At 72.8% G+C, this 22657-nt stretch carries 21 protein-coding genes; 12 read left to right on the top strand and 9 right to left on the bottom strand.

All coding sequences use genetic code 11. The annotated features are described in order from the left end of the window. Positions 1-2: 2 nt before the first annotated feature. From HW837_RS20775 to HW837_RS20760, 4 genes are read right to left on the bottom strand one after another with little or no spacing between them, the layout of a single operon-like run. Positions 3-971 (bottom strand): complex I subunit 1/NuoH family protein, encoded by a 969-nt coding sequence (locus HW837_RS20775; protein ID WP_193380528.1) that lies wholly within the window; start codon positions 969-971, stop codon positions 3-5. Then, positions 968-2422, bottom strand: coding sequence for an NADH-quinone oxidoreductase subunit C (locus HW837_RS20770; RefSeq protein ID WP_193380527.1), 1455 nt, complete (start codon positions 2420-2422; stop codon positions 968-970). The genes HW837_RS20775 and HW837_RS20770 overlap by 4 nt, the downstream gene beginning before the upstream one ends. Continuing rightward, entirely contained in the window at positions 2419-3057 is a 639-nt protein-coding gene (locus HW837_RS20765) for an NADH-quinone oxidoreductase subunit B (RefSeq protein ID WP_193380526.1), read from the bottom strand. The genes HW837_RS20770 and HW837_RS20765 overlap by 4 nt, the downstream gene beginning before the upstream one ends. After that, positions 3048-3467 carry an NADH-quinone oxidoreductase subunit A gene (locus tag HW837_RS20760; protein WP_045559401.1) on the bottom strand — a complete coding sequence of 140 codons (420 nt, stop codon included), beginning with the start codon at positions 3465-3467 and terminating at the stop codon, positions 3048-3050. The genes HW837_RS20765 and HW837_RS20760 overlap by 10 nt, the downstream gene beginning before the upstream one ends. A 265-nt stretch (positions 3468-3732) precedes the next feature. Here HW837_RS20760 and HW837_RS20755 point away from each other — a divergent pair, with 265 nt between their 5' ends. The 5 genes from HW837_RS20755 (at position 3733) to HW837_RS20735 (ending at position 10805) form a co-directional block, all read left to right on the top strand. Beyond that, positions 3733-4959, top strand: a complete 1227-nt coding sequence (locus HW837_RS20755; RefSeq protein ID WP_107073755.1) for a sensor histidine kinase — start codon at positions 3733-3735, stop codon at positions 4957-4959. A gap of 292 nt (positions 4960-5251) precedes the next feature. Further along, entirely contained in the window at positions 5252-6583 is a 1332-nt protein-coding gene (locus HW837_RS20750) for a sensor histidine kinase (RefSeq protein ID WP_045559400.1), read from the top strand. A gap of 398 nt (positions 6584-6981) precedes the next feature. Beyond that, positions 6982-7641: a LuxR C-terminal-related transcriptional regulator gene (locus tag HW837_RS20745; protein WP_313895561.1), complete on the top strand. Its 660-nt coding sequence runs from the start codon at positions 6982-6984 to the stop codon at positions 7639-7641. Positions 7642-7813: 172 nt separating this feature from the next. Beyond that, positions 7814-9751 carry a 2-oxoacid:acceptor oxidoreductase subunit alpha gene (locus HW837_RS20740; protein ID WP_045559398.1) on the top strand — a complete coding sequence of 646 codons (1938 nt, stop codon included), beginning with the start codon at positions 7814-7816 and terminating at the stop codon, positions 9749-9751. Next, positions 9744-10805 (top strand): 2-oxoacid:ferredoxin oxidoreductase subunit beta, encoded by a 1062-nt coding sequence (locus tag HW837_RS20735; RefSeq protein ID WP_045559397.1) that lies wholly within the window; start codon positions 9744-9746, stop codon positions 10803-10805. Before HW837_RS20740 ends, HW837_RS20735 begins: the two co-directional genes overlap by 8 nt. Positions 10806-10854: 49 nt before the next feature. Here the strand turns inward: HW837_RS20735 and HW837_RS20730 are convergent, their stop codons facing one another. Beyond that, positions 10855-11250, bottom strand: coding sequence for a winged helix-turn-helix transcriptional regulator (locus HW837_RS20730; RefSeq protein WP_086784861.1), 396 nt, complete (start codon positions 11248-11250; stop codon positions 10855-10857). 91 nt (positions 11251-11341) lie between these two features. On the opposite strand from HW837_RS20730, the gene HW837_RS20725 reads away from it, so the two are divergent. From HW837_RS20725 to HW837_RS20715, 3 genes are all read left to right on the top strand, one after another. Beyond that, positions 11342-12196, top strand: coding sequence for an SDR family oxidoreductase (locus tag HW837_RS20725; protein ID WP_193380525.1), 855 nt, complete (start codon positions 11342-11344; stop codon positions 12194-12196). Positions 12197-12470: 274 nt separating this feature from the next. Then, a complete protein-coding gene (rarD, locus tag HW837_RS20720) occupies positions 12471-13382 on the top strand; it encodes an EamA family transporter RarD (RefSeq protein ID WP_234442641.1) in 912 nt (303 codons plus the stop codon). A gap of 119 nt (positions 13383-13501) precedes the next feature. Beyond that, positions 13502-14479, top strand: a complete 978-nt coding sequence (locus tag HW837_RS20715; RefSeq protein WP_045559394.1) for a M28 family metallopeptidase — start codon at positions 13502-13504, stop codon at positions 14477-14479. A 156-nt stretch (positions 14480-14635) separates the two neighbouring features. Here HW837_RS20715 and HW837_RS20710 read toward each other — a convergent pair whose 3' ends face one another. From HW837_RS20710 to HW837_RS20695, 4 genes are all read right to left on the bottom strand, one after another. Continuing rightward, positions 14636-15001: a hypothetical protein gene (locus tag HW837_RS20710; RefSeq protein WP_193380524.1), complete on the bottom strand. Its 366-nt coding sequence runs from the start codon at positions 14999-15001 to the stop codon at positions 14636-14638. Positions 15002-15269: 268 nt separating this feature from the next. Continuing rightward, on the bottom strand, positions 15270-17762 hold the full coding sequence (locus HW837_RS20705) for a hypothetical protein (protein WP_193380523.1): 2493 nt from the start codon (positions 17760-17762) through the stop codon (positions 15270-15272). A gap of 7 nt (positions 17763-17769) precedes the next feature. Then, a complete protein-coding gene (locus tag HW837_RS20700) occupies positions 17770-18606 on the bottom strand; it encodes a hypothetical protein (RefSeq protein ID WP_196789496.1) in 837 nt (278 codons plus the stop codon). 104 nt (positions 18607-18710) lie between these two features. Further along, on the bottom strand, positions 18711-19745 hold the full coding sequence (locus HW837_RS20695) for a peptidoglycan DD-metalloendopeptidase family protein (RefSeq protein ID WP_045559390.1): 1035 nt from the start codon (positions 19743-19745) through the stop codon (positions 18711-18713). 377 nt (positions 19746-20122) lie between these two features. On the opposite strand from HW837_RS20695, the gene HW837_RS20690 reads away from it, so the two are divergent. The 4 genes from HW837_RS20690 (at position 20123) to HW837_RS20675 (ending at position 22656) form a co-directional block, all read left to right on the top strand. After that, positions 20123-20671, top strand: a complete 549-nt coding sequence (locus tag HW837_RS20690; protein ID WP_045559389.1) for a DUF6668 family protein — start codon at positions 20123-20125, stop codon at positions 20669-20671. After that, positions 20668-20928 (top strand): hypothetical protein, encoded by a 261-nt coding sequence (locus HW837_RS20685; protein ID WP_045559388.1) that lies wholly within the window; start codon positions 20668-20670, stop codon positions 20926-20928. Before HW837_RS20690 ends, HW837_RS20685 begins: the two co-directional genes overlap by 4 nt. Before the next feature lie 599 nt (positions 20929-21527). Then, positions 21528-21824 carry a hypothetical protein gene (locus HW837_RS20680; RefSeq protein ID WP_045559387.1) on the top strand — a complete coding sequence of 99 codons (297 nt, stop codon included), beginning with the start codon at positions 21528-21530 and terminating at the stop codon, positions 21822-21824. A gap of 31 nt (positions 21825-21855) precedes the next feature. Continuing rightward, positions 21856-22656, top strand: a complete 801-nt coding sequence (locus HW837_RS20675; protein WP_093789495.1) for a DUF8175 domain-containg protein — start codon at positions 21856-21858, stop codon at positions 22654-22656. Position 22657: the final 1 nt, after the last annotated feature.

Genomic DNA, 22657 nt, shown 5'->3' with positions numbered 1-22657 from the left:
GGTTACCGGATCACCACCTTGACGATGCCGGTGAGGGCGATCTGGGCGAGGGAGAGGGGGACGAGGAGGGTCCAGGAGAACTTCTGGAGCTGGTCCTCGCGCAGACGGGGGTAGGTCACGCGGAGCCAGATGACGACGAAGGCGAGGGCGGCGGTCTTCAGGAGGGTCCAGACCCAGCCGAGGCCGTCGGCGCCCCAGGGGCCGTGCCAGCCTCCGAGGAAGAGGACGGTGGTCAGGCCGCACAGGACGACGATGCCCGCGTACTCGGCGAGGAGGAACAGGGCGAAGCGGAGGCCGGTGTACTCGGTGTAGGTGCCGAAGATGATCTCCGAGTCGGCGACGGGCATGTCGAAGGGCGGGCGCTGGAGCTCGGCGAGGCCGGCGACGAAGAAGACGATCGCGCCGACGATCTGCCAGGGCAGCCACCACCACTCGAAGGCGTCGACGATGCCGACGAGGGAGACGGTGCCGGCCGCCATCGCCACGGAGGCGGCCGTGAGCAGCATCGGGAGTTCGTAGGCGAGGAGCTGGGCGGCGGTGCGCAGGCCGCCGAGGAGGGAGAACTTGTTGGCGGAGGCCCAGCCGGCCATGAGGGAGCCGAGGACGCCGACGCCCATCACGGCGAGGACGAAGAAGACGCCCGCGTCGATGACCTCGCCGACGGCGCCCTCGCCCGGGCCGATCGGGATGGCGAGGAGGACGAGGAGGTAGGGCAGGAGGGCGACGGCCGGGGCGAGTTGGAAGATCCGGCGGTCCGCGCCGGCCGGGACGATGTCTTCCTTCTGGGCGAACTTGACGCCGTCGGCGACGAGTTGGGCCCAGCCGTGGAAGCCGCCGGCGTACATGGGGCCGAGGCGGCCCTGCATGTGGGCCATCACCTTGTGCTCGGTCTGGCCGATGATCAAGGGGAAGGTCAGGAAGACGACGAAGACGATGAGGAGTCGCAGGGCGACGTCCAGAGCGTCGTTCACTGCGCGCCTCCTGTGGGGGGTTCGGGGTTGGGGGTGCCGTCGGGGGCGGGTTCGGTAGCGGCGGGCTCGGTAGCGGCGGGCTCGGCGGGGGCGGGCTCGGCGGGGGCGGGCTCGGCGGACGTCGCGTTGTCGTCGTCGGCGGACGTCGCGTTGTCGTCGTCGGGGGCGCTGGGCGGCTCGGGCTGCGGCGCGGACCGGGGGGTCGGCGTGGGCTCGGGCTTCGGCGCCGCCCCTGCCTTCGCCTTCGCCTTCGCCTCCGTCTCAGGATTCGGCTCCGCGTCCTGCTCGGGCTTCGGCTTCGGCTCGGCCGTCGGGGTGTCGAAGGCCGGGCGGGCGTGGTGCCAGGGGGCGTCCGGGCTGCCTGCGGTGCGGCGCGGCTGGGTCGAGGGGGCGGGTGTGGCGCGCTGGCTCGCCGAGCCTCCCGACGCCGTGCGGGCGCGACGCGGAGGCGTGGGGGTGTCGGGTGCGTCGGAGGTCGGGCCGGCTGCCGCCTGACTCGCCGAGCCTTCCGATGCCGAGCGGGTGCGGCGCGGGGGCCTGGCTGTGGGGCTGTCCGGTGCCTCGGTGTGTGCGGTCTGGCTCGCCGAGCCTTCCGATGCCGAGCGGGTGCGGCGTGAGGGCGTGGACGTGGGCGGAGGGCCGTCCGCTGCGTCCGGGGTCGGGCCGGCTGCCGCCTGACTCGCCGAGCCTTCCGATGCCGAGCGGGTGCGGCGTGGGGGCGTGGAGGTGGGCGGGGGGCCGTCCTGGGTTTCCGGGTTCGAGCCGGTTGCCGTCTGGGTGGCCGAGCCTTCTGAAACCGAGCGGGTGCGGCGTACCGGGCGGTCGCCCGGGGTGCGGGCGGGCGCGCCTCGGGTGGGGCGGGCGGGGGCCGGGGGGAGTTGGCCCTTGAGGGGGCCCCACTCGTTGGGGTCGGGGACGCCGGGCGGGAGCATCTGGCGGCGTCTCGGGCCGCCGTGTCCGGCGCCGGCCGCGGACTCCCCCGGTTCCTTCGCCCCGGGCCAGGCCTTGGCCACCCGGGCGGCCAGGACGAAGTCCTTGCGCAGGGGGTGGCCCTCGAAGTTCTCCGGGAGGAGGAGGTGGTCCAGGCCGGGGTGGCCCTCGAAGCGGACGCCGAACATCTCGTGGGTCTCGCGTTCGTGCCAGGCGGCGCCCGCGTAGATGTCGACGGCGGTCGGGAGGACCGGGGAGGTGTGGGGGATCGTCGTGCGGAGGAGGAGGCGGCGGACCGGGGACAGGGCCACCACGTGGGCCGAGACGCGGAAGCCCGTGCCGGGCTCGTCCACCGCGCTCAGCCAGTCGAAGTACGTGCAGCCCAGGGTGGAGCGGGCCGTGCGCAGCGCCTCGGTCCAGGAGGCGGCGGGGACGTCCACGGTGAGCACGTCGTAGGACTCCTCGGCCGTGGCCTCGGGGCCGAAGAGCTCCTCGACGGGGGTGGGCAGCCAGCCGGTCACTTGTCCCCCGATTCGGCCGGTCCGGTCTCGGTCGTCGGCGGCTTCACCAGCGCGCTCCGCAGCGCCGCCGTCGACGGGCGGGGCGCGGTGCCGTAGCGCTCGCCCAGGGATTCGCGGGCGATCTTCTCCTGGAGTTTCAGGATGCCCTGGAGGAGGGCCTCGGGGCGGGGCGGGCAGCCGGGGACGTAGACGTCGACCGGGATGATCTGGTCGACGCCCTTGGTGACGGAGTAGGAGTCCCAGTAGGGGCCGCCGCAGTTGGAGCAGGCGCCGAAGGAGATGACGTACTTCGGCTCGGGCATCTGCTCGTACAGGCGCTTCACGGCCGGGGCCATCTTGTCCGTCACCGTGCCCGAGACGACCATGAGGTCCGCCTGCCGGGGGCCGGGCGCGAAGGGGATGACGCCGAGGCGGATGAAGTCGTGGCGGGCCATGGACGCGGCGATGAACTCGATCGCGCAGCAGGCGAGGCCGAAGTTGAAGACCCAGAGCGAGTAGCGGCGGCCCCAGTTCAGGATCACCTTCATCGGCTCGGGGGCGAGGCGGGCGAGCGCGCCCAGCCGCTTCGGCTCCGGGAGGAGGACCGGCTGTGCGGCATCCGGCTCCGGTGGGTTCACTTCTGGCGTCACGTCCATGCCAGGACGCCCTTCTTGTATGCGTAGAGCAGGCCCACGGCGAGGAAACCGAGGAAGACGAACATCTCGACGAGGGTGGTCGCGCCGTAGCCGGGATCGGCGAAGACGGTCGCCCAGGGGAAGAGGAAGATCGAGTCGATGGCGAAGATGACGTAGAGGAAGGCGTAGACGTAGTAGCGGACCTGGGTGTGGGCCCAGCCCTCGCCGACGGGGTCGACGCCGCACTCGTACGTCAGGAGCTTCTCCCGGGTGGGGACCTCGGGGCGCAGCAGTCGTCCCGCGCCGAAGGCGACGGCGACGAAGAGCACGCCCACGGCGGCGAGCAGTCCGACCACCGAGTAGGACTGGAAGTAGTCCGCCGCTACGGCGACGCCCGTCTGCGCCGCTACGGCGACGGTCGGTTCCGGCACGTCCGTCCCTCGCTCCCTGGCCTGGCGATACGTACGTACGGGATGCGGGACGCCGTACGTGCGTCGCTGTTCGACGATCTGTACGCACGGGAGTCTAGGCCCTGCTAAAGAGAGCGTAAGCAGCCCGTCACAGGTCGGCATGCCCGAGTGCCGTCGTGATCGGGCCGGGAGGGGGAGGTATGGGACGGGGTGGGGTTTTCCCCAGGGTGGCCGGGGCGGTCCGCCTCATGGCGCGGGCCGGGAGGGGGCGGGCAGGCTGGTGGGCATGACCGAACCCCTCTCTTCTCCGACCGGCTCCGGGCGGCCGTACGGTCGTCCGCTGCCGTCCAGTCGCACGCCCTCGGACCCGCTGCCGCCCGCGACGTTCGCGTTCGGGGGGCAGACCTGGCGGGAGATCGCGCATCTGCTGGCCAATCTGCCGTTCGCGCTGCTCGGGTTCGTGTATGTGACGACGGTGCTGTTCACCAGCGCTCTGCTGACGCTGACGGTGATCGGTTTTCCGCTGCTCGCCGCCGCGCTGATGGGGGCCCGGCAACTGGGGCGACTGGAGCGGATGCGGGCGCGGGCGTTGCTGCGGGTGCGGGTGGACGAGCCGAGTCCGCTGCCGTTCCGCGGGAGCGGGCGGCGCGCGGACGAGGGCTTCTTCACGCAGGTGTGGATGAGCGTGAAGGATCCGGTCGGCTGGCGTTCGATGCTGTACGAGCTGATCCGGATGCCGTGGGCGGTCACGACGTTCGTCGTCACCCTGACGGGGTTGTTCGTGGCGTGGCCGGTGCTGCCGTACATCGTGCGGGGGCTGACGAACGTGGACCGGGTGATGGTGCGGTCGCTGTTGTCGCCGTCCGACGAGCTGGAGCGGCGGATCGCCGAACTGGAGTCCGACCGGGGAGTCGTCGTCGACACGGCGGCGGCCGACATGCGGCGCATCGAGCGGGATCTGCACGACGGGGCGCAGGCCCGGCTGGTGAATCTGGCGATGGGGCTCGGGCTCGCGAAGGAGAAGCTGCTGGAGGATCCCGACGCGGCCGCCACCATGGTGGCGGAGGCGCACGGCGAGGTGAAGCTGGCGCTGCAGGAGCTGCGGGACCTGGCGCGGGGCATCCATCCGGCGGTGCTGACGGACCGGGGGCTGGATGCCGCGTTGTCGGCGGTGGCCTCGCGGTGCACGGCGCCGGTGAAGGTGACCGTGGATCTGGCGACGCGGCCCGCCGCGGCGATCGAGGGAATCGCCTACTTCACCGTCTCCGAGCTGCTGCAGAACATCAGCAAGCACAGTGGGGCGAAGGCCGCGGCGGTGGAGGTGTGGCGGTCCGACGACCGGCTGCTGATCCAGGTGTGGGACGACGGGCGTGGGGGTGCGCGGCTCGACGGGGGGAGCGGGATCGCCGGGCTGGCGGAGCGGTTGGACGCGGTGGACGGGTTGTTCGTGATCGAGTCTCCGGTGGGGGGGCCTACGACGGTGACTGCGGAGTTGCCCTGGCGGGGGCGGTAGCGCGCGGCAGCGCGCGGCGGTGGGGAGGGGCGCCTACTCGTTGTGGGCGCCCTTCGCCGTGGGCGGGTGCGGGTGCGGGTGCGGGTTCATCGTGGTTGCTCGCGCAGTTCCCCGCGCCCCTGAAAAAAGCGGGGCTGCGCCCCTGCTTTTTCGGCCCGCCGCTTCGGGACCCGGGGGTGGGGAAAACCCCCCTTCCGAGACGCCGACCCGCTCCATGGTTCCGGTGGGCCGGGGGCAGCAAGGTGGGGGTACGACATCGGCACTGCGGGATCGGCGGAGGCGGGCGACGGTGATGGCCACGGAGTACGGCTACGGCTACGGGAGTGGGGACGGGGAGCGGCGGCGTCGGGTGCCGGCCGGGTTGCGGGCGCCGTTCGAGGCGCGCGGCTGGCGGGAGCTCGGGTACGTGCTGCTGGGGCTGCCGATCGGGATCCTGTTGTTCACGTACGCCGTGACGATGGTGTCGGTGGGTGCCGGGCTGCTGATCACGTTCCTCGGGGTGCCGGTGCTGGCGGCGGGGCTGGCCGGCTGCCGGGGGTTCGGCGCGCTGGAGCGGGCGCGGGCGCGCGCGTTGCTCGGTGTGGACGTGGCCGCGCCGGAGCCGCTGAGGCCGAGGGGGCGCGGGGCGCTGGCGTGGATGGGCGCCGTGCTGCGCAGCGGGGCGTCGTGGCGGCAGCTGCTGTACGCGGTCGTGCAGTTCCCGTGGTCGGTGTTCTCGTTCGTGGTGGCGGTGACCTTCTGGACGTACGGGTGGGCAGCGCTGACGTATCCGCTGTGGTTCTGGGTGTTCCCCGTGTGGGTCGGGCAGGACGGATTGCAGCTGTACGGGGACGAGACGCACTCCGTGTATCTGGACAACCCGTTCGAGGTGACCGTGACCGCGCTGGTGGGGCTGCTCTTCACGATGGCCACGCCGTGGATCGTGCGGGGTCTGACCATGGTCGACCGGGGCATGGTGGTCACGCTGCTGGGACCGTCGCGGCTGGGGGCGCGGGTCGTCGAGCTGGAGTCGGACCGCGGGGTCGTGGTCGACACGGCGGCGGCCGATCTGCGGCGCATCGAGCGGGATCTGCACGACGGGGCGCAGGCCCGGCTGGTGGCACTGGCGATGGATCTGGGGCTGGCGAAGGAGAAGCTGGCGGAGGACCCCCGGGCGGCGGCGGTGATGGTCGACTCGGCCCACGGGGAGGTCAAGACGGCGCTGCAGGAGCTGCGGGACCTGGCGCGGGGGATCCATCCGGCGGTGCTGACGGACCGGGGGCTCGACGCGGCGCTGTCCTCGGTCGCCTCGCGGTGCGCGGTGCCGGTGGTGGTGGAGGTGGACCTGCCGGCGCGACCGGTGCCGGCGATCGAGGGCATCGCGTACTTCACCGTGTCCGAGCTGCTGCAGAACGTCAGCAAGCACGCGAGGGCCACGCGGGCGACCGTGGATGTGTGGAAGGTCGAGAACCGGCTGATGCTCCAGGTCATCGACGACGGTGTGGGGGGCGCCGACACGGGGCGTGGGTCCGGGCTGGCGGGGCTCGCCGGGCGGATCGGGGCGGTCGACGGGATCCTCGTCGTCGACTCGCCGGCGGGCGGGCCGACCCGGGTGACGGCGGAGCTGCCCTGGCGGGCGGTCTGAGCGGGGCCCTGCGGGGCTGGGGCGGCTTGGCGCCGTGGGTGGCTTGGCGCCGTGGGTGGGTGCGGGTCCGGTGGGGGTTCTCGCGCAGTTCCCCGCGCCCCCGTCGCCGTGGGTGGCTCAGCGCCGTGGGTGGGTGCGGGTGCGTGGGGGTTCTCGCGCAGTTCCCCGCGCCCCTGAAAAAGCTGGGCTGCGCCCCTGCTTTTTCGGGCCGCTGCTTCGGGGCCGGGGTGAGAACCCGGTGAGCGCGTCCAGAGGTTGCCGCCTCTGGGCGCGCCGGTGTGTCCCCCTGAACACTCCCCTGTTTTTCTCCCGGGAGCAGGTCCTGGCGTTCCGATGCTGGAATGCTGGGGGCTGTCGCGGTACGGGGTGCAGTGGGGGGAACAGGCGTGGAGGACAGGGTGCGGGTGGTCATCGCCGAGGATTCGGTGCTGTTGCGGGAGGGGCTGACGCGGCTGTTGACCGACCGGGGGCACGACGTCGTCGCGGGCGTCGGGGACGGCATCGCCCTGGTCAAGACGATCACCGAGTTCGCGGCGCAGGGCGACCTTCCGGACGTGGTCGTCGCCGATGTGCGGATGCCGCCGACCCACACCGACGAGGGCGTGCGGGCCGCCGTACAGCTGCGGAAGTCGCATCCGGAGCTGGGTGTGCTCGTGCTGTCGCAGTACGTGGAGGAGCGGTACGCCACCGAGCTGCTCGCCGGGTCCAGTCGTGGCGTGGGCTATCTGCTGAAGGACCGGGTGGCCGAGGTACGGGAGTTCGTCGACGCCGTGGTGCGGGTCGCGCGGGGCGGTACGGCGCTGGACCCGGAGGTGGTCGCGCAGTTGCTCGGGCGCAGCCGGAAGCAGGACGTGGTCGCGGGGCTCACCCCCCGGGAGCGCGAGGTGCTGGGGCTGATGGCGGAGGGGCGGACCAACTCGGCGATCGCCCGGCAGCTGGTCGTCAGCGACGGGGCGGTCGAGAAGCACGTCAGCAACATCTTCCTGAAGCTCGGGCTGTCGCCGAGCGACGGGGACCACCGACGGGTGCTGGCAGTGCTCACCTATCTGAATTCATGATTTTCTGACACCGTGTCAGAACGGGCTCCCGATTCCTCGTCGCGCCTCTTTCCGTCCGGCCTCCTGGTGGAGAAGTCGAGCCGTTCCGGAGTCCTGCCGACGTAGGGTTGGTCTTGGGAGGGCCGGCGGGTCGGCCGTTCCCGGACAGCCGCCTCAAGGGAGGTCCAGTTCAGTGACCAGCCAGGTCAGCAGCCCAGCGGAGCAGGCCGACGAGGCCGCTCTGGGAGAACTGAGAGAACAGCGCAATCCGGCGGGGACGAAGGGCGTCCGCCGACTCGATCGGGTGATCATTCGGTTCGCCGGGGACTCCGGTGACGGTATGCAGCTCACCGGCGACCGCTTCACCTCCGAGACCGCCACCTTCGGCAACGACCTCTCCACCCTGCCGAACTTCCCCGCCGAGATCCGCGCCCCCGCAGGCACCCTGCCGGGCGTCTCCAGCTTCCAGCTGCACTTCGCCGACCACGACATCCTCACCCCGGGTGACGCGCCCAACGTGCTCGTCGCGATGAACCCGGCCGCGCTCAGGGCGAACATCGGGGACGTGCCGCGCGGCGCCGAGGTCATCGTCAACACCGACGAGTTCACCAAGCGGGCGATGCAGAAGGTCGGGTACACGACCAGCCCGCTGGAGGACGGGTCGCTGGACGGGTACAGCCTCCATCCGGTGCCGCTGACCACCCTGACCGTCGAGGCGCTCAAGGACTTCGACCTCAGCCGCAAGGAGGCCGAGCGCAGCAAGAACATGTTCGCGCTGGGTCTGCTGTCGTGGATGTACCACCGGCCGACCGAGGGCACGGAGAAGTTCCTGGCGGCCAAGTTCGCCAAGAAGCCGGAGATCGCGGCCGCCAACCTGGCCGCCTTCCGGGCGGGCTGGAACTTCGGGGAGACCACCGAGGACTTCGCGGTCAGCTACGAGATCGCCCCGGCGACGCAGGCCTTCCCGGTGGGGACGTACCGGAACATCTCCGGGAACCTGGCGCTGTCGTACGGGCTGATCGCGGCCTCGCGGCAGGCGGATCTGCCGCTCTACCTGGGCTCGTACCCGATCACCCCGGCCTCGGACATCCTGCACGAGCTGAGCCGGCACAAGAACTTCGGGGTGCGGACCTTCCAGGCGGAGGACGAGATCGCGGGTATCGGGGCCGCGCTGGGGGCCGCCTTCGGGGGGTCTCTCGCGGTCACGACGACCTCCGGGCCGGGTGTGGCGCTGAAGTCGGAGACCATCGGGCTCGCCGTCTCGCTCGAACTGCCGCTGCTCGTCGTCGACATCCAGCGCGGCGGGCCGTCCACGGGGCTGCCGACCAAGACCGAGCAGGCGGATCTGCTCCAGGCCATGTACGGGCGCAACGGCGAGGCCCCGGTGCCGGTTGTCGCGCCGCGCACCCCGGCTGACTGCTTCGACGCGGCCATCGAGGCGGCGCGGATCGCCCTGACGTACCGGACGCCCGTCTTCCTGCTCTCCGACGGCTACCTGGCCAACGGCAGCGAGCCCTGGCGCATCCCCGAGCTCGACGAACTGCCGGATCTGACCGTGCAGTTCACCCAGGGGCCCAACCACACGCTCGACGACGGCACCGAGGTCTTCTGGCCGTACAAGCGCGATCCGCAGACGCTGGCGCGGCCGTGGGCCGTGCCGGGCACGCCGGGTCTGGAACACCGCATCGGCGGCATCGAGAAGCAGGACGGCACGGGCAACATCTCCTACGACCCGGCCAACCACGACTTCATGGTGCGCACCCGGCAGGCCAAGATCGACGGGATCGACGTGCCCGACGTCGAGGTCGACGACCCGCACGGGGCGCGCACGCTCGTCCTGGGCTGGGGGTCGACGTACGGGCCGATCACGGCGGCGGTACGGCGGCTGCGCACGGCCGGGGAGTCCATCGCGCAGGCCCATCTGCGTCATCTCAACCCCTTCCCGCGCAATCTCGGGGCGGTGCTGCGGCGTTACGACAAGGTGGTGATCCCGGAGATGAACCTCGGGCAGCTCGCCCTGCTCGTCCGGTCGAAGTACCTGGTCGACGCCCACTCGTACAACCAGGTGAACGGCATGCCGTTCAAGGCGGAGCAGCTGGCCACGGCTCTGAAGGAGGCCATCGATGACTGACATCGGCAATGAGCTGCTGCAGCTGGTCCCCAAGGCCACGGCCCGGCAGTCCATGAAGGACTTCAAGTCCGACCAGGAGGTGCGCTGGTGCCCCGGCTGCGGTGACTACGCGATCCTCGCCGCCGTCCAGGGCTTCATGCCCGAACTGGGGCTGGCCAGGGAGAACATCGTCTTCGTCTCGGGCATCGGCTGCTCGTCCCGCTTCCCGTACTACATGGACACCTACGGGATGCACTCCATCCACGGGCGCGCGCCGGCGATCGCGACCGGGCTCGCCACCTCGCGGCGGGATCTGTCCGTCTGGGTGGTGACCGGCGACGGGGACGCGCTGTCCATCGGCGGCAACCATCTGATCCACGCCCTGCGGCGCAATGTGAACCTGAAGATCCTGCTCTTCAACAACCGGATCTACGGTCTGACGAAGGGGCAGTACTCCCCCACGTCGGAGGTCGGGAAGATCACCAAGTCGACGCCGATGGGGTCGCTGGACGCGCCCTTCAACCCGGTGTCGCTGGCGCTCGGGGCGGAGGCGTCGTTCGTGGCGCGGACCGTGGACTCCGACCGCAGGCATCTGACGGAGGTGCTGCGGCAGGCCGCCGCCCACCCGGGCACGGCGCTGGTGGAGATCTACCAGAACTGCAACATCTTCAACGACGGCGCCTTCGAGGTCCTCAAGGACCGGCAGCGGGCCGAGGAGGCCGTGATCCGGCTGGAGCACGGCGAGCCGATCCGGTTCGGGACGGACGGCGGGCGCGGCGTCGTACGGGACGAGGCGACCGGCGATCTGCAGGTGGTCACCGTGACCGCGGAGAACGAGTCCCGGATCCTGGTCCACGACGCGCACGCGACATCGCCCACCACGGCGTTCGCGCTGTCGCGGCTGGCCGATCCGGACACCCTGCACCACACCCCGATCGGTGTCCTGCGCTCCGTCGAACGGCCCGTCTACGACACGCAGATGGCCGACCAGATCGACACCGCCGTCGACCGGCACGGCAAGGGCGACCTCTCGGCGCTGCTGGCCGGCGGGGACACCTGGACGGTGGTCGGCTGAGCCGCGCCCGACCGGGGCGGACGACCGGCCGACGGGGCCCGGGGGTGCTTCAGCCTCGGGCCTCGTCGTATGTCCGCCGGGCCTGCTCCACGTCGTCCATGCGGTCCCTGGTCCAGGCCGCCAGGGTGCGCACCTGCTCGGCGGCCTCGCGGCCGAGGTCGGTCAGGGAGTAGTCGACGCGGGGCGGGATGACGGGCTTGGCGTCGCGGTGGACGAGGCCGTCGCGCTCCAGGGTCTGGAGGGTCTGGGTGAGCATCTTCTCGCTGACCCGGCCGATCGCGCGGCGCAGCTCACTGAAGCGGTACGGCCGCTCCAGCAGCTCGATCAGGACGAGGACGCCCCAGCGGCTGGTGACGTGCTCCAGGACGAGGCGGTACGGGCACATGCCCTCGGCGCCCGTGTCGTACGGGGCGGCGGGCTGCGGTGACACCTTGCTTACGGCCATGCCAGTACCTTACTTCAAAGTGGGTACTTTCGAAGAGTTAGTGCACCCCCTAGGGTGAGTGACGCACCCCGCCCCCTGGAGGAGTTTCACCATGAGCATCGTCGTCACCGGAGCCACCGGACACCTCGGTACGTTCGTCGTCGAGGGCCTGCTGGAGAAGGTACCGGCCGAGCAGATCACGGCCGTCGTCCGCAGCGCGGAGAAGGCCGCCGGACTCGCGGCGCGCGGCGTGAAGATCGCCGTCGCCGACTACAGCGTCCCCGAGACCTTCGACGGCGTCCTCGCCGCCGGCGACAAGGTGCTGCTGATCTCCGGCAGCGAGGTCGGCGGCGACCGGGTGGGCCAGCACAAGGTCGTGATCGACGCCGCCAAGGCCGCGGGCGTGGCGCTCCTCGCGTACACCAGCGCGCCGGGCAGCCTGACGGCCGCGCTCGCCGACGACCACCGGGGTACCGAGGAGGCGCTGCTCGCCTCCGGCCTGCCGTACACCCTGCTGCGCAACGGCTGGTACAACGAGAACTACACCGAGCAGCTCGCGCCGGTGCTGGAGTACAACGCCGTCACCCACGCCGCCGGTGAGGGCCGGGTCTCCTCCGCGGCCCGCGCGGACTACGCGGCCGCCGCCGTCGCCGTGCTGACCGGTGAGGGCCATGAGAACCAGACCTACGAGCTGGGCGGCGACACCGCGTGGGGCTTCGCCGAGTACGCGGCCGAGCTGAGCCGGCAGACCGGCAAGGAGATAGCGAACAACCCCGTCCCCGTCGAGGCGCTCACCGGCATCCTGACCGGCGCCGGGCTCCCCCCGTTCCTCGCCGAGATCCTCGCGGGCGTCGACGCGTCCGTGGCCAAGGGTGAGCTGGTCGTCTCCTCCGGCGACCTCTCCCGCCTCATCGGCCGCCCGACCACGCCGATCGAGGAGTCGATCACGGCGGCGCTGAAGGCGTGACCGGCCAGGACTGAGCCCGCGCACGCCGGGGCCGCGCGCCCCGGACGGCGCCCCGGACTCCCCCTCGGGGTGCCCACCCCCGGCTGTCATGACCGTATCGCGATACGGGCATGACAGCCGGGGGCGCTCGGCGTTACCTTCGGGAGGGCTGAGGGTTCGGGGTCGCGGCGGTGCGGCCGGGCGAGGAGGAGGGGCCGTGGCGGCGCAGTCGAGGGGCGAACAGTCGAGGGGCGAACACCGGATAGGGCTGCTGAACGGCTTCGCCGCGTACGGGATGTGGGGGCTGGTCCCGCTCTTCTGGCCGCTGCTGAAGCCCTCGGGCGCGATGGAGATCCTCGCCCACCGCATGGTCTGGTCCCTCGCGGTCGTCGCCGTCGTACTGCTGGTGCTGCGGCGCTGGTCCTGGGCCGGTCAGCTGCTGCGGCAGCCGCGCAGGCTCGCCCTGATCACGGTCGCGGCGGCCACGATCACCGTCAACTGGGGCGTCTACATCTGGGCCGTCAACACCCACCAGGTGGTCGAGGCCTCCCTCGGGTACTTCATCAACCCGCTCGTCACCATCGCCATCGGCGTCCTGCTGCTGAAGGAACGGCTGCGGCCCGTCCAGTGGACGGCGGTCGGCGTCGGCTTCGCGGCCGTCCTGGTCCTCACGGTCGGCTACGGGCGGCCGCCGTGGATCTCCCTCTGTCTCGCCTTCTCCTTCGCCACGTACGGGCTGGTGAAGAAGAAGGTCAACCTGGGCGGCGTGGAGTCGCTCGCCGCCGAGACCGCAATCCAGTTCCTGCCCGCCCTGGCCTATCTGCTGTGGCTGGGCTCGCGCGGGGACGCCACCTTCGGTGCGCACGGGACGGGGCACGCGCTGCTGCTCGCCGCGACCGGACTGGTGACCGCCCTGCCGCTGGTCTGCTTCGGGGCGGCCGCGATACGGGTGCCGCTGTCCACGCTGGGGCTGCTGCAGTATCTGGCGCCGGTGTTCCAGTTCCTGCTGGGCGTCCTCTACTTCGGTGAGGCCATGCCGCCCGAGCGGTGGGCGGGCTTCGCGCTGGTGTGGCTGGCGCTGTCCCTGCTGACGTGGGACGCGCTGCGGACGGCCCGGGTGGCGCGGAAGCGACTGGATGAGCTGAGCGTCGTGACGGAGGCGGTCGACACGGAGGCCGTCGAGGCGCGAACCCCGCTGGCCAAATAGCACCCTTGACGGAGAGTCAGTCCCGCCAGCACCATCCAGGCACCTCATTCACCGGGTTCGCCATGGACACATCAACAGTGTCGTCCGGGGCGGACCCATGGAATTCGGAGCCCCCCACTATGAAGCTCTCTGTTCCAGTCACGGGACGTGCCGCCGTCGCCGCCGCCGTCACGGTGGCCACGCTCTTCACCACCGGTTCCATAGCGGGGGCGGCCCCCGCTCCCGACCGGGCGGCCGCCGCTCCCGCCGCGACGATCGCCGCGGCGCCGGACCTGCCCGTGGCCAACGTCAAGGCGCACCTGGCCCAGTTCCAGTCCATCGCCACCGCCAACGGCGGCAACAGAGCCCACGGCCGGGCCGGCTACCTGGCGTCACTGAACTATGTGAAGGGCAAGCTCGACGCGGCCGGGTTCACCACGACCGTGCAGTCCTTCACGTCCGGCGGGCGCACCGGCTACAACCTGATCGCGGACTGGCCGGGCGGCGACACGAATCAGGTTGTCATGGCCGGTTCACACCTGGACAGTGTCTCCTCGGGCGCGGGCATCAACGACAACGGCAGCGGGTCGGCCGCCGTGCTGGAGGCCGCGCTGACCGTGTCCCGCACGAACTACCAGCCCACGAAGCATCTGCGGTTCGCCTGGTGGGGCGCGGAGGAGCTGGGCCTCGTCGGCTCCCGCTACTACGTCAACAACCTCTCCTCCGCGAACCGGGCCCGCATCAGCGGCTACCTCAACTTCGACATGATCGGCTCGCCGAACCCCGGCTACTTCGTCTACGACGACAACCCCGTCATCGAGCAGACCTTCAAGGACTACTTCACGGGGATCGGCGTCCCGACCGAGATCGAGACCGAGGGCGACGGCCGCTCCGACCACGCGCCGTTCAAGAGCGCCGGTGTGCCCGTCGGCGGGCTCTTCACGGGGGCGAGCCGGACGAAGACCGCCGCGCAGGTCGCCAAGTGGGGCGGTACGTCCGGCCAGGCCTTCGACCGCTGCTACCACTCGTCCTGCGACACCACGGCCAACATCAACGACACGGCGCTCGACCGGAACGGGGACGCGCTGGCGTACGCGGTGTGGGAACTGTCGGAGTGAGCTCGCGGTGAGGTGTGACGCCCGGTAGGTGACGCGCCGGGTGGGTGTCGTTCCGGGGTCGGCCGGCGGTGGGGAGCGCCGCGGTCGGCCCCGGGTGCGTGCGGGCGCCCCCGGCTGCGTGCGGGGGGCTCGGTGGTGCCGGGTGGGGCGGTCCGGTCAGCGAGACGGGCGGTGGCCGGGGGCGGAGGCGGGGGTCGGAGGGCGGTGGGTCGCGGCCGCGGTGTGGCGGGTCGCGAGGGCGTGGGTGTGCGCCGGGGTCGCCGCCGTGGACCTGAGGCGGGCCGCGACCGAGGTGGGCAGGCCGGTGCCGCGGCCGAGGTCGGCGGCCACGGCGGAGCGGAGCGCGCCGAGCCGGGCCGGCTGACCGCCCAGACGCTCCGGCGTGAGCGCCCCGACGTCGACGCCCAGCGCGGCCCGTACGACTGCGGGGTGCGTCGGGATGGGGGCGGCGCCCTCCTCGGGGGCGTGCGAGGCGCCGAGGCCGGCGGAGCGCAGGGCGGCGGCACGGGTACGCCAACTCACGGTGCCGGTCAGCTCGTTGACGGTGACCTCTGCTCGGGGACGGGGCGGGGGGTGCGGTTCGTGGGACGACGGGGAGGCGGACGGGGAACGGTGGCGGGCCGCCTGGGAGCGGGGGGTGGGGCTGTCGGGGGCGTGGGCGGGGCGGTCGGGGGCGTGACCGGGGCCGGTCCGTGCTTGGCCAGGGTCGTCGCGTGCTCGGCCCGGGCTGTCGGGTGCGGCGGCGCCGTCGGGTGGGGCGCCGGGGCGGTGTCGGTGGCCTCGGGTGGGGTTACTGGCCATGGGCGTACGGGGCGGAGTCGAGGGCGCGGGCCCGGTCGGTGAGGCGGGTCATGCGGGTGCGGGCCTTCTCCAGTTGCTCCAGGTCGTCGGCGGCGGGGCCGGCGTCCGCGGCGAGATCGGTCCAGACGGCGATCAGGTCGCGGCCCAGGTGCAGGCCCTGCAACGGGTCGCGGACCGCGCGCCAGGCGGCCGCCGCGCTCTGGATGTTGCCGTACGCGGCACGCTGGTCGCGCATACGGTGGCGCAGACCGGCGAGGTCCAGGGAGAGGTGGAACGAGCGGAGCGCGTCACCGGCCAAGTAGGCGATGTAGGCGGTGAGTTCGCGGAGCTTCAGGACCTCGGCGTGCTGGGGGCCCAGCGCCGCCGTCGCCTGGGCGACCGTTCGCTCGGCCATCTCCGCGGCTTCCTGGATGCGGCCCAGCTTCACGGCCTCGTTGATGCGGGTGACGGACTCCGCGAACGGTGACGGGGTGCCGCCGTCCTCCGCCGGGTCCAGCACCGCCTCGGCCACCGCGTCGAACTCCCGTACCGGCGCGGGCTTCGGCGCGTCGTCCTCCTCCAGCACCTTCCACTCGGGGGCGGAGTAGGCGTCGGACGCGGACTCCTCCGGAGGGGCCAGGGTGGTGGGGGGTACGGGCTCCGGGGTGGGGGCGTCGGTCGGGGCCGGGGGCCACGGCTGCGGGTTCAGAGAGGCCGGGGCGGGGCGCGGGGTGCCGGCCGGGGGCTGCGCCGGGGTCGCGCCCCGGTCCGGGTGCCAGGACGGGGAGTCCGTCCCGGCCGGGGTCAGGTCGGCGTCCGTGAGCGGGCCGAACTCGCCGGTCGGGGGCGAGACGGTGCCTGCGGCCGGGGCGTCCTGGACGGGCTCGGGTACCGGGGGTCGGGCGTCCGCGTCCATCGGGATGCCCGGCATCGTGAGGGGGAGCCCCGGGGTGCGCGGTGGCTGCGCCAGGGGCCCCTCCTTCGGTTCCGGCACCGCGCGCAGCACGAAGGTCGACGGAGCGACTCCACCCGGCGCCGGCTGCGACGCGTCGCCCCGGTCGCCGCGTGCGTCCTGCTGCTCCTTCGCCGCCGTGAGGGGCATGGTCCGCGGCTCCGGCTTCACGGGCTGCGCCGCCGAGTCGGGGGCGTGCGCCGGGGTGGCGGCGTCCAGGGGCGCGGGCCCGGGCTGCGGGTCGTACGCGGGCTCGGGTGCGTGCGTGGGCGCGGGTGCGGGCGTCGGGTCGGCGAAGGGCCCCGACGTGGCCTTCGCCGCCGTCAGCGGGAGCGTGCTGGGCTCCCGCTTCGGGCGCTCGGGCTCCGGGGTGGGGGCGACCGGCTCCGCCGAGGGCGCCGGGCTGCCCGCCGCCAACCGCATCGTGCTCGGCTCCCGCCTCGCCTGCCCCTGGGGGTGCGACGGGGCCTCCGGCCGCGCGTCCGGCCGTACATCGGGCTGGGCGGGCGGCTGCGGCTGCGGCTGCGCGTGTGCCTGCGGCTGCGGCTGCGGCTGCGGCTGGTGGTGCTCGGGGGGCGCCGAACCCTCCGAGCCCGACTGAGGCTGCCACTGCGGCCGCGCCTCGGGCCGGGACGGCATCTGGGCCGGGGCTTGTCCGACCGACGGCGCCTGCCACTCGGCCGACCGGGACCGCGGCTCACCGTCCACCTGCGGCTCCTGCCCGGACTCGCCCTGGTGCTGCCAGCCGGCGCGCGGCTGCTGCTCTCCGCCGCCCCGCGGCTGCCACTCGGCCGGAGCGGGCCGCTCGGCGTCCGTCTGCGGCTCCCGCCCGGGCTCGGCCTGCGCGTGCTGCTCGGGGCGGGACTGCCAGTTCGGGTCCTGGTGAGGGTGAGAGTGAGGGTGTGCCGGGACGTGAGCCTGCGGGTGAGCGGCGTGCGCACCGCCCTGCTCCTGCCGGTGTGCGCCCTGCGAGCCGCCCTGTTCCCGCTGTTCCCGCTGTTCCCGCTGTTCCTGCTGTTCCTGCGGGAGTTGGCCCGTGGCCGCCGACTCCGGTACCGCGCGCAGGACGTGCGTCGACCTGTCGCGGCGCGGGGCCGGGGCCGGGGCCGGCGCCGAAGTGGGCGGTTCCGGGGCGGTCCATGCGGCCGTGCCCTCGCCGGGGTGGCCCTGCGCGGCCGTGCTCGGCGTCGCTCGTCCCTCCCCCTCGCGCGCGGCCGTCGGCTCTGTCGCGAACCCCTTCGGCTCGCCCACCCGCACCGGCTCGCCGGCGTAGTGGCTGGAGCCGTCGACGTGGATCTGGAGGGGGACGACGTAACCGATGCGCTCGTCGTGGACGGTGGCCAGGACGGGGTGGCCCGTCGCCAGGGCCAGGCGGTGGAGGTAGTCCAGGGCGGCGCTCTGGAGGGACTCCCCGGCGGCGGGCGGTACCGGCATGCCGCCGACCGTCGCGCCGGCCTCGGCCGAGACCCGTACGTCGATCGGGGTGAGCCCGGCCGGCACCCGCCCCGCGCGCTTGAGTTCCCGCTTCTGTTCGCGGCTGAGTCGAGTCATCGTTCCCTCACTCGGGTCGGTCAGAAGGAGAAGGAGAAACAGGAGTCGCTGCGGCGGCCGAGGCCGTGGTGGACGGGTCCGGTGCCGATATCGCTGCCTCCACCGTACGCACCTCGTCCACCCGCCACGGCTCGCCCTTGCCCGGGCGCACCAGCTTCACGTACACCGTGGCCTGAGGGCCGGTGCCCGTCCAGCCGTCGCGGCCGTGTGCCGTGCCGTCGACGAAGAGGGCGCGGTAGGCGTCCCTGGCCGAGTCGGCGGGACCGTCCCCGTCGTCGTCCGGTTCGACCTCGACCGTGGTCCACGCGTCGTGCGCGGCCCAGGAGTTCCACTGTTCGCCGGCGCCGCTCGCGGGGCGGTAGGACCGCTCGGCCTTCGCCTTGGCGGCGGTGAACCAGCGCGCGGAGCGCAGTACGGCGTCGTGCGGACCGGTGTCGTACTTGGTGTCGTAGCCGTACGCGACCTCGGTCCAGGCCTCGGCGACGGCGGTCGCGTCCGTCTCGTCGACGCCGGTGGGCTTCGGGACGTGCGCGTCCGGACCGAGCGACTTCCCGGAGGGGAGGGGGGCCTTGGGGGTGAAGGGCGGTGCGGACGTGGCCGTGGAGCCGCCCGCGGTCTCGCGGTGGTCCTCCAGCCCGCAGGCGGTGAGGACCGCCACCCCGGTCACCGTCACGAGCACGGCCGCGCCCGCCCGGCGGACCACACCCGACCGGCGGACCGGACCGGCCCGCCGGACCGGCTCGTCACCGGCTCCGTGCCGCCCGCCGGGCAGGTGCGGTGCGCCCGGCACCCGCGCTCCCCCGCGCGCGTCACGCTCCTCGCGCCCGCCGCGCGCCTCGCGCATCGTGTTCACCCTCGTTCCCCTCCTCACCTCAGTGTCCTGCCCCGTCGAGCCGGTCGTCCACGCCGAACGACGCGCTGCTGCCGCCCACTTCGCCCTTGTCGTCACTACAGCCCCAGCCACGGCGCCGGATTCACGTACGCCCCGTTCTGCTGCACCTCGAAGTGGAGGTGGGCGCCGGTCGAGTAGCCGGTCGAGCCGACGAGACCGACGCGCTGGCCCACCTTGACCTGGTCGCCGACGCCGACGCTGAGGCCGGACAGCATGTGGTTGTAGGTGGTGGAGATGGTGTCGCCGTCGATGGTTCCGTGGGAGATGACGACACGGTTGCCGTAGCCGTTGCTCCAGCCGGCGAAGGTGACCACGCCGTCGCGGGCGGCGAGCACCGGTGTGCCGGAGCCCGCGCCGAAGTCGGTGCCGGTGTGGAGTTTGCGGACCCCGAGCGTGGGGTGCATGCGCCAGCCGTACGGGGAGGTCACGGGCGGGTTGCCGGAGAGCGGCATCGCCATCTGCCGGCCGGCCGGGAGCTTGCCGGGCGGGTCGTCGACCGACTCGTACTTGGAGATCAGGGACTTGATGCGGGTGACGTAGTTCTGCGTCTCGGTGTAGGGCGGGATGCCGCCGTACTGCTGCACGGCGCCCGGCCCGGCGTTGTACGCGGCGAGCGCCAGGTCGAGGGTCTCACCGGTCGCCTGGCCGCTGTCCTTGTAGCCCTGGACCTGCTTGGCGAGGGCGCAGTCGTAGCGGCCCTGGGCCATGATCGCGTCGCCGGGGTCGTACGGGGAGACGCGGCCGTTGCCGTCGTCGTCCTTGCCCCAGCTCGGCCAGGTGCCGGGCATGAACTGGCTCAGCCCCTCGGCGCCGACCGGGGATTTGGCGTTCGGGTTCCAGCCCGACTCGGCCTCGATCTGCGCGGCGATCACCGCCGGTTTGATGACGTCGCACATGGCGCCCGCCTTGAGCACCCACGGCACGTACTCGGCCGGTACCTGGCCCGACTTGAGGCCTCCTCCGACGCCCTGCTCCTCGGCCTCGGCATCGCCGCCGCCGCTCACCGCGACCATCATGACCACCGGCATCAGCACGGCCGCCACACAGCCGCCGACGACCCAGGTCGTGACGGACCCTCCCCCGTTGGACATCTGCTCCCCTCAGCGTCGAAGTGGCGGGACGACGGACCGACGGACCGACGAAACACAGAGACGCCGTTCCGTCATGTTCCTGCCACTTGGGTCCAGTCAGACGAGTCTCTCCGCTCACCCCCGCTCCCCGCGTCACCGGTGCGTCACAGGCTCGTCGCAGGAACTCACGTCCCGATTCCCAAGCCGCCCGCGCACCGTGAAGATCGGGGGTGGGCGTCGCGCCGGGCACGCAACGGCGGCGGGCACCCCGCCGGGTGCGACGGGCGCCACGGGCTCAGGAAGACTGCGACGGGCGGACCGCGACGAGCGGTCCGCCGCGATCAGTCGTGGAATCCGCGATCAGCGGTGGAATCCGCGATCAGCGGCGGAAACGGGGAGTGGTGGAGAGCGGTGATGCGGTGATGCGGCCGGAGACGGGACAGGCGGCGGCCGGGCCGGAGATCTGGGTGCGGGGCCCGGTGACGGAGCCCGAGGCACGACCGCCGGATCCGGCGCCCCTGGCGGCGGCGAGCACACGACGGTTCTCCTGGGTCGCCACGCATGGCGGCGCCGGGTCCACCACCCTCGCGACGGTCTTCGGCGGTCATGACGCGGGCCGCAACTGGCCGCGTCCCGACCAGGGCGAGCCGGGCTCGGTGCTCCTGGTGGGGCGCACGCACGCCGCCGGGCTCGACGCGGTCTCGCACACCCTGGACATCTTCCGGCGGGGCGACGCGCCGCCGGGGCTCGACCTCGACGCGATCGTGCTGGTCGCGGACGCGCCCGGCCGGCTGCCCCGGCAGCTGGTGCAGCGCATGAAGGTGATCGGTTCCGTCATCGACGTCTACCGCGTGCCCTGGGTGCCCGCCTGGCGCACCGGCGACCTCACCGGCCCGCCGCCCCGGGAGAGCGCGGCACTGGCCCGTCTGACCGGGAGGACCCCATGAGCAGCACCCTGTACGCCGCCGCCTCGACGCTGGCCGGACCTCCGGCCGTGGTCACCAACGAGCTCAACTACGTGCTGAACATCCTCGCCTGGCTGGTCACGGCGGCCGGCGTGTGCGGACTGATGATCGTGGGCACGCGGATGGCGATCTCACTGCGGTCCGGGGAGGGCGACGAGCACCTCAGCCAGTTCGCGGTGGTCATGGGCGCCTGCATCATCGGCGCGACGGCCGGGCCGATCGTGGGGTTCGTGCTGTAGCGAGACGTTGAGCGGAAGGGCCCTGCGGCCCGCCGGTTCCTTGTGAACCGGCGGGCCGCCGTCGTGCCTGCGGGGCTCGTGAACCGGCGGGCCGTCGCCACCTCCGCAGGGGCTCGTGAACCGGCGGGCCGCGCCACCTCCGCAGAGGCTCGTGAACCGGCGGGCCGCGCCACCTCCGCAGAGGCTCGTGAACCGGCGGGCCGTCGTCATGTCCGCAGGCCCAGCCTCCCGCCCGGCACGCCGGGGGGCCTCCCGCCCAGCGCCCCCGGGCCGCCTCCCGCCCAGCGCCCCCGGGCGGCTTCCCCTCGCACACCGGTGCGAGACGTTCCGCTCAGCCGCAGGTCCCGTCGTTTCTGACGCTCCGTCACTGTCCCGGACATGACGAGGAGTTCCCGTCTGTCACGAGCACGTCACCGACAGGTGCTGGATCACTACATCGCTTGGTTTCGGCTCACAGCAGTCGCCAAGCTCACAGGGCGACCGGGAACCCGGGCACATCACACCGGCCCCGAAAGCGACCCAATGTCCCATCCGCTCACATCGGTCGACGCCGGCCCGCCGCCCACGGCGGGACGGCCGGCACCACGGGGAGAAACCACATGCTGCACGCGATAGCCGCCAAGGCTCATCAGTCCGTCCTCCTGGCCGACGGCACGGTCCCCAACCCCAACCGCGACGCACCCGCCGAACTCACCGGCAAGGTCGACACCGTCCTCGGCATCGTCGCCTGGGCCGGCACCGCCGCCGGCGTCGCGGGTGTCCTGATCTGCGGCGCCATGATGGCGATCTCCATGCGCCGCGGCGAGGGCTCGGAGCACATGGGCCGGCTCGGCATGGTCCTCGGCGGCTGTGTCCTGGTCGCCACCGCCGGCCCGCTCGTGAACTTCGTCTTCTAGTCGTCCGAGCACGTCGAAAGGGGGAGCGACGATGCTGAACTCCGGCCGGGCCCAAGGGGGCAGCGGGGAGTGGGAGCAGCCGTTCTGGCAGCAGCGGGGCTGGATCCTGTCGGCCGGGTTCCTGGCGGTCCTGCTCGTCCTCGCCGTGCTCTTCGCGGTGACGGGCAACGGCGGCGAGGGGTCGTCCGGCGCGGCCGGCGACCCGGATCCGGCACCGACCTCGACCTCGGACACGGGCTCGGACGAGGGCTCCGACGCCGGTGGCGGGAACGGCGGTTCGACCAAGCGGCCCGCCGGCTGCCGCACCGACGACCGCGACCAGGCCGAGCCGACCGAGGCGCCGCGCGACTTCCACTGGAAGGCCAACGGCACCGGCCTGGTCCCGGTCTCCAAGAGCGCGGGACCGCGCACGTACGACGGTCCGGTCTGGTCCTGCTTCGCCCACACCCCGCTGGGCGCCGTCATGGCGGTCCACTCCATCACCGACCACCTCAGCTACGACGGCTGGCGCGAGGTCGTCGACAAGCAGGTCGTGCCGGGCGCGGGCCGTGACGCGCTGATCGCGAGCCGCTCCCAGGAGGCGGACAAGTCGACCACGGGCTCGCCGGACGCCGGTGGCTACGCCGGGTTCACGGTCCTGTCGTACGACGAGACCCAGGCGACCGTGATGGTCCTGGTGCGCGGCATGGGGGACGGCGGCTTCGGCTCCGCCTCGGTCACCGTGCGCTGGAGGGGCGGCGACTGGAAGCTCTCGCCGGACCCGGACGGCTCGGTCTACAGCGGAGTGTCGCAGGTCAGCGGCACCGACGGCTTCGTCACCTGGGAGGCGTGAG

It is taken from the genome of Streptomyces caniscabiei (assembly GCF_014930365.1).
Taxonomy (GTDB): Bacteria; Actinomycetota; Actinomycetes; order Streptomycetales; family Streptomycetaceae; genus Streptomyces; species Streptomyces caniscabiei.
This window is presented reverse-complemented; position numbering and strand designations above follow the sequence as displayed.